The sequence below is a fragment of the Aeromonas sp. R4-1 genome (assembly GCF_040908325.1).
Classification (GTDB): Bacteria; Pseudomonadota; Gammaproteobacteria; order Enterobacterales; family Aeromonadaceae; genus Aeromonas; species Aeromonas veronii.
Map to the genome: position 1 here is coordinate 1 of NZ_JBFODM010000084.1, position 9,630 is coordinate 9,630.

Annotated in this window: 9 protein-coding genes; 7 read left to right on the top strand and 2 right to left on the bottom strand. The window is 59.7% G+C overall.

Going from position 1 to position 9,630, the window contains the following annotated elements:
• The 4 genes from AB5Y90_RS15410 to xdhC form a co-directional block, all read left to right on the top strand.
• Positions 1-459 (top strand): IS1634 family transposase (locus AB5Y90_RS15410; protein ID WP_368166816.1); only part of this gene is annotated, 459 nt, incomplete at its 5' end.
• Positions 460-731: 272 nt separating this feature from the next.
• Positions 732-3,050 (top strand): xanthine dehydrogenase molybdenum-binding subunit XdhA, encoded by a 2,319-nt coding sequence (gene xdhA / locus AB5Y90_RS15415; RefSeq protein WP_368167160.1) that lies wholly within the window; start codon positions 732-734, stop codon positions 3,048-3,050.
• Positions 3,043-3,921 (top strand): xanthine dehydrogenase FAD-binding subunit XdhB, encoded by an 879-nt coding sequence (gene xdhB / locus AB5Y90_RS15420; RefSeq protein ID WP_042080821.1) that lies wholly within the window; start codon positions 3,043-3,045, stop codon positions 3,919-3,921. Before xdhA ends, xdhB begins: the two co-directional genes overlap by 8 nt.
• Positions 3,918-4,403 (top strand): xanthine dehydrogenase iron sulfur-binding subunit XdhC, encoded by a 486-nt coding sequence (gene xdhC / locus AB5Y90_RS15425; RefSeq protein WP_368167162.1) that lies wholly within the window; start codon positions 3,918-3,920, stop codon positions 4,401-4,403. Before xdhB ends, xdhC begins: the two co-directional genes overlap by 4 nt.
• A gap of 116 nt (positions 4,404-4,519) precedes the next feature.
• Here the strand turns inward: xdhC and AB5Y90_RS15430 are convergent, their stop codons facing one another.
• On the bottom strand, positions 4,520-5,059 hold the full coding sequence (locus AB5Y90_RS15430) for a glycine zipper 2TM domain-containing protein (RefSeq protein WP_368167163.1): 540 nt from the start codon (positions 5,057-5,059) through the stop codon (positions 4,520-4,522).
• A gap of 501 nt (positions 5,060-5,560) precedes the next feature.
• Here AB5Y90_RS15430 and AB5Y90_RS15435 point away from each other — a divergent pair.
• Both AB5Y90_RS15435 and AB5Y90_RS15440 read left to right on the top strand, forming a co-directional pair.
• Positions 5,561-5,749, top strand: a complete 189-nt coding sequence (locus AB5Y90_RS15435) for a hypothetical protein (RefSeq protein ID WP_005360733.1) — start codon at positions 5,561-5,563, stop codon at positions 5,747-5,749.
• A gap of 234 nt (positions 5,750-5,983) precedes the next feature.
• Positions 5,984-7,606, top strand: coding sequence for an acyl-CoA synthetase (locus AB5Y90_RS15440; RefSeq protein WP_368167165.1), 1,623 nt, complete (start codon positions 5,984-5,986; stop codon positions 7,604-7,606).
• A gap of 86 nt (positions 7,607-7,692) precedes the next feature.
• Here the strand turns inward: AB5Y90_RS15440 and AB5Y90_RS15445 are convergent, their stop codons facing one another.
• Entirely contained in the window at positions 7,693-8,982 is a 1,290-nt protein-coding gene (locus tag AB5Y90_RS15445) for a diguanylate cyclase (protein WP_368167167.1), read from the bottom strand.
• A 363-nt stretch (positions 8,983-9,345) separates the two neighbouring features.
• Here AB5Y90_RS15445 and AB5Y90_RS15450 point away from each other — a divergent pair, with 363 nt between their 5' ends.
• Positions 9,346-9,510, top strand: coding sequence for a hypothetical protein (locus AB5Y90_RS15450; RefSeq protein WP_368167169.1), 165 nt, complete (start codon positions 9,346-9,348; stop codon positions 9,508-9,510).
• The last annotated feature ends 120 nt before the right edge of the window (positions 9,511-9,630 follow it).

Genomic DNA, 9,630 nt, shown 5'->3' on the forward strand with positions numbered 1-9,630 from the left:
GTTGAAGAGGCTCGCAACCAGACCGGGGTGTTCATCCTGGCGACCAATGACCACAGCGATACGCTGACTATGGCCGAACTGTTGGCCACCTATAAAGCACAGCAGAATGTCGAGCGAGGCTTTCGTTTTCTCAAGAGCCCGGAGTTTTTAACCTCCTCACTGTACCTGAAAAAACCGGAGCGGATTGAAGCGTTGCTGATGGTGATGACCTGTAGCCTGATGATTTACGCAGCGTTGGAGCACCGGATCAGGCAGGGATTAGTGGCGCAGAACCGCAGTGTGGCGGATATGAAAAAGAAACCGACCCAGCAGCCGACGGCCCGTTGGATCTTTTTGCGCTTTGGTGGCATCCATGAATATCGACTGGGAGAAGCTCCGCCACAAGTAACGGAGCTAACAGGAGACCAGCAGATCATTTTGGAGGTATTGGGTGAGCGCTACCGACAAATTTATTCCTAAATCAGGTGCGGAATGTCGGTTTGATAAATCCCCCTACCAGATTGATAGGCTCCCACCTTTGCTCTCCTCGCTCTGCCGCTTTTTTCACCGCTAATGTGCCCCGTTTGCTCAGGGGCTGCCCTTGGCTTGTCGCTGCGAGCCAACAAAAGCAGGCTAGATGGGATCCCCTTCACACTTCTCCCCATTGTCCTGACGATGGCGGGAAACAGGCGCATATCTTGCTGTTTTTTATGCCGGTTCCAGATTTTTCCCTTCGAAAAAAGGACTTGCATATGTCCATAGGATTACCGCTCAAGCGGGTGGATGCCGAGGCCAAGGTGACCGGCAGCGCCCGCTATACCGATGACAACATCATGCTCGGGATGCGCCACGCCAAGTATGTGCGCAGCAATATTGCCCACGGCAAGGTGCTTGCCATCGATGCGACCGAGGCGCTGGCCCTGCACGGGGTCGAAGCCGTGTTTACCCATGAAGATGTCCCCACCACCTGTTTTCGTACCGCCGGTCACGCCTGGTCTCTCGATGAGGCGAAACGTGATGTGAAAGACCGCCGTCTGCTCACAGACCATGTACGCCACTTTGGCGATGGGGTCGCCATAGTCGTAGCCCGCGATCCGCTGGTGGCCGAGAAGGCTGCCGCGCTGGTCAAGGTGACTTACGAGCCGCTGCCGGTGATGACGGATGCCGAAAGTGCGCTGGCCGACGGTGCCTATCCCATCCACCCGAGCGGCAATCTGCTGCGCCAAAGCCAGCTTCGCGCCAATGACCCGGAGCAGGCCATCGCGGCAGCAGATCTGCAGTTTCAGGGGCACTACTGGACGCCTGTGGTGCAGCATTGCCATCTGGAGACGGTGACCTGCTACGCCTACATGGATCAGCCGGACCACATCATCGTCGTCAGCAGCACCCAGATCCCTCAGATAGTGCGCAGCCGGGTGGCCAAATCCCTCGGTCTGCCCTGGTCGAGCGTGCGGGTGATCAAGCCCTATATGGGCGGCGGTTTTGGCAACAAGCAGGATGTGCTGGAAGAGCCGATGGCGGCGTTTTTGAGCTACAAGCTCGGCGGCGTACCGGTCAAGGTGACCCTGAGCCGGGAGGAGTGCTTTTTTGCCTCCCGCACCCGCCACGGCTTTGCCATCGACGGCAAGATGGGCCTCAATCGCGATGGCACCCTCAAGGGGTATCAGCTGGACGTGCTCTCCAACACCGGCGGCTATGCCTCTCACGGCCACTCCATCGCCAGCGCCGGTGGCAACAAGATCAGCTACCTATATCCGCGCAGCGCCTTCGGTTATGACGCCAAGACCTTCTACAGCAACCTGCCCACCGCCGGTGCCATGCGCGGTTACGGCGCGCCGCAGGCGATTTTTGCCCTCGAGTGCATGCTGGACGATGCTTGCGCTGAACTCGGGTTAGACCCGCTCGATGTGCGGATCGCCAACGTGGCGCGCGAGGGGGATGTCAATCAGGTCAACCAGAAGACCATCTACAGCGCCGGGTTGCCGGACTGCCTGCTGCGTGGTCGCGAGATGTTCGAGTGGGATCGACTCAAGGCCGAGTGTCTGGGGCAGGATCCGGCGAGCCGGGTGCGGCGCGGCATCGGGGTGGCGTGTTTTAGCTACGGCTCGAACACCTATCCGGTGGGGGTCGAAGTTGCTGGCGCCCGCATGTTGCTCAATCAGGATGGCACCGTCAATCTGCAGATCGGTGCCACCGAGATAGGGCAGGGGTCGGATACCGTATTTGCCCAGATGGCGGCCCAGACATTGGGCATTCCGTTTGAGCAGATCCGGGTCATCTCGACTCAGGATACCGACATCACCGCCTATGACCCGGGCTCGTTCGCCTCGCGCCAGAGTTATGTGGCGGCCCCTGCCATCCATCAGGCGGCGCTGCAGTTGCGGGCCCGCATCCTCTCGCTGGCGGCCCAGCTCTGCCATCAGGATGTAGGGTCGCTGACCCTGATCGACGGCTACGTGGTGCTGGCCGGTGCGCCGGAGAAGGTGTTGATCAGCGTCGCCGAGGTGTCGGTCAACGCCTACTACCACCTCACTATCGGCGGTCAGATCACCTCCGAGGTCTCCCACAAGACCACCACCAACCCGCCGAGTTTCGGCTGTACCTTTGTCGATCTCAGCGTCGATATCGATCTCTGCAAGGTGACCATCAATCGCATCATCAACCTGCACGATGCGGGCAAGATCCTCAATCCGCAGCTGGCGGAGGGGCAGGTGCATGGCGGCATGGGGATGGGGATCGGCTGGTCCCTGTTCGAGGAGATGATCATCGACGCCAAGAGCGGCGTGGTACGCAACCCCAACCTGCTCGACTACAAGTTCCCGACCATGCTGGATTTGCCGGAGCTTGAATGCGACTTCGTGCAGACCTACGAGCCCCAGTCGGTCTATGGCCACAAATCCCTGGGGGAACCGCCCATCATCTCGCCGGGCCCCGCCATCCGTAACGCCATTCGCATGGCGACCGGGGTCGCCATCAACGAGCTGCCCATCACCCCCAAAACCCTGTTCAGGGAGTTTGTCGCGGCGGGTTTGATTGGCGAGGGATCAGGGGAGGAGCAACACCATGTTTGATATTGCCCGTTACTACAAGGCGCACAGTGTAGCCGAGGCGGTCGCCCTGCGTCAGGCCGACCCCGAGGCGCGTCTCTTGGCCGGTGGCACCGATGTGATGATCCAGCTGCATCACCTCAACGCCGCCTATCGTCATATCGTCGATATTCACGACTTGCCCGAACTCAAAGGGGTGAGCGAGTTGCCAGATGGGTCGATCCGCATCGGCTCTGGCACCACCTTTACCGAGATCATCGAAAACGAGCTGGTGCAGCGCCGCCTGCCGATGCTGGCCGAGGCGGCCGCTACCATCGCCGGCCCGCAGATCCGCAACGTCGCCACCTATGGCGGCAATATTTGCAACGGCGCTACCAGTGCCGACTCGGCGGCGCCTACCGTCGCGCTGGAGGCTGAGCTGGAAATTGCCGGGCCCAATGGTACGCGCCGCATCCCCATCGCCGGTTTTCACACCGGTCCCGGCAAGGTGGCGCTGCAACCGGCGGAGATCCTGGTGGCATTCCACTTTGCCCCGGACTCGCACCCCCATGTGGGCTCCCACTACTTCAAATACGCCATGCGCGATGCCATGGATATCGCCACCATCGGCTGCGCCGCCTACTGTCAGATTGAGGATGGTCACTTCAAGCGTCTGCGGCTGGCCTACGGGGTAGCGGCCCCGACCCCGGTGCGTACCCCGCACGCAGAAGCGGCAGCCGAAGGGCAACCGCTGACTCGCGCCACACTGGCCGCGATTGCCGAGGCGGTGGTGGCCGATGTGGCGCCACGATCCTCCTGGCGGGCAGAGAAGGAGTTTCGCCTGCACCTCATCAAAACCTTGGCGCAGCGGGTGGTCGCCTGCGCAGTCGAACGTGCCGGAGGGAAGATCCTATGATGCAACCGCAAAGCTGTCCCGCCGTGGAGATCCAGTGCGAGATCAACGGCAAGCCGTACTCCTATGTAGTGCCGCCCACCATGTCGCTGCTCCACTTCCTGCGCGGGCAGGGGCTTATCAGTGTGAAAGAGGGGTGCAGTGTCGGTGAGTGCGGCGCCTGTACCGTGCGGGTGAATGGCACCGCTATCGACAGCTGCCTCTATCTGGCGGTGTGGGCCGATGGCAAATCCATTCGTACCGTGGAGGGGGAGCGCAAAGGCAATGAGCTCTCCGACGTGCAGCAGGCCTTTATCGACGAGGGGGCGGTACAGTGCGGTTTTTGTACCCCGGGCCTCGTGATGGCGAGCGCCGCTCTGCTCGACAAGACCGCACGTCGTCCGCTGACCGATGAGGAGATCCGCCGCGGGCTGTCGGGCAATCTCTGCCGCTGCACCGGGTATCAGAACGTGGTGCGGGCGGTGAAGAAGTGCTGCAAGGGGTGATAGTTCGGGTGCAGTGAGTGGTGCGTGCCGTTGTTTAAGAAAGGAAACAAGCCTCCCCAAAAACACAGGCCCGCCTCGAAAGAGACGGGCCTGCTGCTAAGTGGGGCCAGGAGACATCACACTTTTGGCTGATCGATCACCAATTTGCCATCCTTGACCGGAATGGTGGCGCCAGGGGCTTGCTTCATGCGGATCACCCCCTCCTGACCTGCGAGGCGATAGGTCACGTCATAACCTATGGTGTTGACGCTCGTATCCTGCACGGTTTTGCAGCGCTGCTCGGTGGTGGTGTAGGTATCCCCCGCCTGCATATTGCCCTGCACCTGATTGCCGGCATAACCACCCGCGACAGCCCCGGCTGCGGTGGCCACCTTCTTGCCGCTGCCGCCGCCAAACTGGTGGCCAACCACGCCACCCAGCGCTGCGCCCACCACGGTACCGAGGATCTTGTGCTCATCCTGTACCGGCTTGCGGTGGGTCACGGTGACGTTGCGACACTCCTGTCGGGGAGTCTTGATGGTCTCGGTGACCGGCTTGCTGGCGATCACCTCGGCAAAGGTGGGCTGAGGTGTAAAGAGGGAGCTGCTGGCCGCCGCCGAGAGTGCCAGGGCCGAGGCGATGCCAATACCGATACCTGCCATCATGGATCTGTTCATCTTATGGTTCTCCTGCATACCCATACGGGCTGTTCCAATCTGGCGCCATCTTGTCATAACCGGTTGGCCGGACAAGGCGAGGGGGATGGGCCTGCGACAGGCGCTGGCAAGGTCAAAAAACAGTCACCCCGAAAAAGTGTCTGGCTTTGGCGACAAAGGACTAAAAGTGACCGGTTTCCGGCGCATGGTGGACTGTGCCAGTGTGATAAGGAGCAATTCGAGTCGCAATTTGCAAGGCGGGCGGTGAGCTGAATGCCAGAGTGGCAAAGTGCTGACGGGGGCAGGTCAAGGGAGGTCTTGAACAAGGGCTCTGTTCGTTGAGATGGCCACGCAAGTGGTTGATAAATGGCTCCAGCCCCATCGGATGTTGGCCGATAAGAGATCACGGCAAGCATTTTGCTTTGATTGGGTGAAGCAGAGGGTGAGCGGGTCGGCAGACAACTGCGTAAGACCTGATATGAAGATGTTCACCCGAGATCACCGGATCAACGAGGGGGAGATATGTCAATGTTACCCAGCTGGATCACCCCGGCCGTCCAGGCCAACATCATCACGGCACAGCAGGCAGAACGTCTGCTCTCATCCCTCTACCGGCCCCTGGCCGAGCAGGGAGAGGAGCTTCCCGCCGATATCGCCGACATCAGCCTTAAACTCTACTGCTTTCGCCAGCAGGGGCGGGTGCGCCACTAACGATGATTGAGGTAAAGCCTTCGCCATTGGCGGGGGCTCGCTTGCCCGTACTCGCACCGAATACCTCTTCCGCTCTTCCTCTAAGACGTTTTGCTAATACCTGCCGCTGCAGGCTCGCTGTTAGGCTGTCATCCCCATAAGAGACCAGTGACGGGCAGGATGCCCATGTCGCTTGCTGATCTCTGAATCATCCCGAAACTGCCCGTTTTGTGCCACTTGTGAGGAAGGAATCCGATGACAGTGCAGAACATCTATGAGCGCGACCTTGCCAAAACTGCCGCCAATTTTGAAGCCCTGACCCCCATCAGCTTTCTGGGGCGGGCGGAGCGGGTCTATCCCGACTATCCGGCGCTGATCCACGGCCCGCTGCGCCAGAGCTGGGGTGAGACCGCCCGCCGTTGCCGCCAGCTTGCCTCGGCTCTGCGGCTTCGCAGCATCGGGGAGGGGGATACCGTCTCCATCGTTGCGCCCAATATCCCGGCGATGTTTGAAGCTCACTTCGGGGTGCCCATGAGCGGCGCCGTGCTCAACACGATCAATACCCGGCTCGATGCAGAGTCGATGGCCTTTATCTTCCAGCATGCCCAGAGCAAGGTGGTGCTGGTGGACAGGGAGTTTGGCCCTGTGGTGCGCAAGGCACTGGATCTGCTGGAGCGCCAACCGCTGGTCATCGCCATCGACGATCCCCTTTACCGGGAAGGGGCGCTTGTCAGTGAACTGACCTATGAGGCCTTTATTGCCACTGGTAACGGCGATGAGCCCGGCTGGTTGCCGCAAGATGAGTGGCAGGCCATCTCCCTTAACTACACCTCTGGCACTACCGGCAATCCCAAGGGGGTGGTCTATCACCATCGCGGCGCCCACCTCAACGCCATCAACAACGTGCTCTCCTGGGAGCTGCCCAAACATCCCGTCTACCTCTGGACCTTGCCGATGTTTCACTGCAACGGCTGGTGCTTCCCCTGGACGCTGGCGGCCACCGCCGGGGTAAGCGTCTGCCTGCGCCATGTGCAGGCAGACACTATTTATGAGGCGCTGCACGAGCACAAGGTGAGCCACTTCTGCGCGGCGCCCATCGTGCTCAATATGCTCAACAATGCCGATCCGGCGCTCAAGCGGGGGCTGGATCACCCCATCAAGGTGATGACCGCTGGCGCTGCGCCCCCCGCCACCGTGATCGCCGGGATGGAGGCGATGGGGATCGCTGTGACCCACGTCTATGGCCTGACCGAAACCTATGGCCCCTGCGTGTTGTGCGAACCGCAAAGAGGCTGGCAGGGGCAGGATGCCACTGCGCTCTCCCGCCTCAAGGCGCGCCAGGGGGTTGCGTCGCCCCTGCAGGGGGAGATGCGGGTCATCAATCCGGTCAGTGGCGAGCCGGTGGCCAAAGATGGCAAAACCATGGGGGAGATAGTGCTGCGCGGCAATGTGGTGATGAAAGGCTATCTGAAAAATCCGGCGGCCAGCGCCGAGGCGATGGCGGAGGGGTGGTTTCGCAGTGGCGATCTGGCGGTATGGCACCCGGATGGTTATGTGGAGATCAAGGACAGATCCAAGGACATCATCATCTCCGGCGGGGAGAATATCTCCAGTCTGGAGGTGGAAGATGTGCTCTATCGCCATCCCGATGTGGACGAAGCGGCGGTGATCGCCATGCCCGATGAGAAGTGGGGGGAGGTGCCCTGCGCCTTCGTGAAACTGAAAGAGGGGCGAGAGACCACCCAGGCGGAGCTGATCGCCTTTTGCCGGGAGCAGATGGCCCACTTTAAGGCCCCCAAACGCATCATCTTCACCCCGCTGCCGAAAACCTCGACCGGCAAGGTGCAAAAATTCGTGTTGCGCAAACAGCTGGGGTAGCGGTCTGTTCGTAAGGAGCCAGCACAGCCATTCATAGGAGGGAGATACAAGGGGTCTGGAGGGCTGCTGGCCCTCCCATTGTGTGGCTAGGGAGCCTTGCAGGCAACGCAGTTGCGGCCGCTCTGTTTGGCCTGATAGAGCATCTGATCGGCGCGGACGTAGAGGCTCTCCATCAGCTCCCCCTCGCCATTTTCCACCAGTCCGGCGCTGATGGTGATAACCAGCTTATCCCCATCGGGCAAGGGCAGCGGGCTTTGCATCACCTGCAGGCGCAGCCGCTCGGCCAGAGATGCGGCGGCCGAGAGGGTGGTGTTGGGTAGCAAGATGGCAAACTCGTCACCACCGATGCGGGCCAACACATCTTCGCTGCGCAGCACCGATTGCATCACCCTGCCTAGATGCATCAGCGCGCTATCCCCAAGGGGATGCCCGAAGCGATCGTTGATGCACTTGAACTGATCCACATCCAGCACCATCAGCACCGAGGTGAGGTGGTGGCGCATGTCCAGACTGAGGTTCTTCTCGCACAGTTCGAAAAAGAAACGGCGGTTGTAGAGACCGGTGAGGCCATCGCGCACCGACTTCTGGTGTAGCTGCTCCTTGAGCTGGTGCAGTTCGGTAATGTCGGAGGAGATCCCGATCAGGGTCGGGGTGCCATCCCCCAGCAGAAAGGGCACCTTGACCGACCAGTAGTAGTGCTGATTGCCTTCGGGATCGGTCAGCATCTCTTCCCCGGCTTGCAGCTCGCCGGTTTCGAATACCCGGTTGTCCAGCCGCCACAGCTGGCAGGCGCTGGCAGCCGGGATCACCTCATCATCGCGCCGATTGATGATCTGCTCGGCAGGAAGGCCCAGCAGATCGGCGACCTTTTGGTTGACGTAGAGAAAGCGGTGCAGGCTGTCCTTCATATAGATATGGGCATCCACGTTGGCGAGGATGATTTCCAGCAGCTGATGCTGCTCCGCCATGCGGGCCTCAATCAGCTTGTGTTCGGTGATATCGGTGGAGATGCCGCACAGGCCGATCAGGTTGCCATCCTTGTCATGGATGGGCTTTTTAACTGTCCAGTAGCAGCGCTTTTCCCCGGTGGATTTGAGGTAGTTGATCTCCTCCTGGGCGATGGCGAGTTGCTGCTCCAGTACCAACCGGTCGTTGCGTTGAATGGTGTCGGAGAATTCGAGATCAAAAAAGGCCCGATCATCCTGCCCCTGCAACTCGGCGAGGGTGCAGCCAAAGAGATCCAGCACCGCCTGATTGGCATAGGTGTAACGGCCCGCCAGATCCTTGGTAAACATGTAGGCGTCCGTCTCGTTGAAGATGGCTTTGAGGTGATCCAGCTCATGCTGTAACTGGATAGAGAAGGGTTCATCCTTCATGGGGCTAGCCATCCTTGGGTCGCTACGATGGGTCGGTTGAACAAGACGCGCAACAGAGATCAACAGCTTTAAATAAAGCACCGAACAGGTCAGGTTTCGCGTTTATTTCCGCAAGTTCTGCGCCATGTCACACGGTTGTCATCGTTGGCGAGCTCAAAGGCAATCAACCGAGTCTGTGGCTGTACAGATCACCGTGTTCCCCCCTTTATCGGCCCGGCATTATTGGTTAGCAGCAGAGAAATTAATCAGCAATCAAATACGCCACCCCGAGCGGCAGAAAGGGCAACAAACAGGTCTTTAATCAAACTATTTTCACTGTGCCCCTGATATCATCCTCAGCAACGCAATATGGAGAGATACGAGATGGCAGTGGCACCGTTTAATTGGGATGACGCAGTTCAGTGGGACTGGCCGGGGGCCATTGCGGGTAGCGAAGAGATCTTGAGTGCCGATCGACTGGATCGTGCCCACTATGCCGAATTTCTCACCAACTACCTCGCCGCCGAAGGTAAGGGAAGGTGCGAATAAGCGGGGAAATTCTCCTCGGCTGACTCAGTCATTTCATTTCTTCATGTTTGAGCCGATTTTTTCTCCCGTAAATGCCTTGAATCAGCCTATTTAGACCGTTTCTTCGCCATTTAAGGCGTT

Excerpts from the sequence above, each read along its gene's own strand:
- xdhB (WP_042080821.1), top strand. The coding sequence starts at position 3,043 with ATGTTTGATATTGCCCGTTACTACAAGGCGCACAGTGTAGCCGAGGCG.
- xdhC (WP_368167162.1), top strand. The coding sequence starts at position 3,918 with ATGATGCAACCGCAAAGCTGTCCCGCCGTGGAGATCCAGTGCGAGATC.
- AB5Y90_RS15440 (WP_368167165.1), top strand. The coding sequence starts at position 5,984 with ATGACAGTGCAGAACATCTATGAGCGCGACCTTGCCAAAACTGCCGCC.
- xdhA (WP_368167160.1), top strand. The coding sequence starts at position 732 with ATGTCCATAGGATTACCGCTCAAGCGGGTGGATGCCGAGGCCAAGGTG.
- AB5Y90_RS15435 (WP_005360733.1), top strand. The coding sequence starts at position 5,561 with ATGTCAATGTTACCCAGCTGGATCACCCCGGCCGTCCAGGCCAACATC.
- AB5Y90_RS15450 (WP_368167169.1), top strand. The coding sequence starts at position 9,346 with ATGGCAGTGGCACCGTTTAATTGGGATGACGCAGTTCAGTGGGACTGG.
- AB5Y90_RS15430 (WP_368167163.1), bottom strand. The coding sequence starts at position 5,059 with ATGAACAGATCCATGATGGCAGGTATCGGTATTGGCATCGCCTCGGCC.
- AB5Y90_RS15445 (WP_368167167.1), bottom strand. The coding sequence starts at position 8,982 with ATGAAGGATGAACCCTTCTCTATCCAGTTACAGCATGAGCTGGATCAC.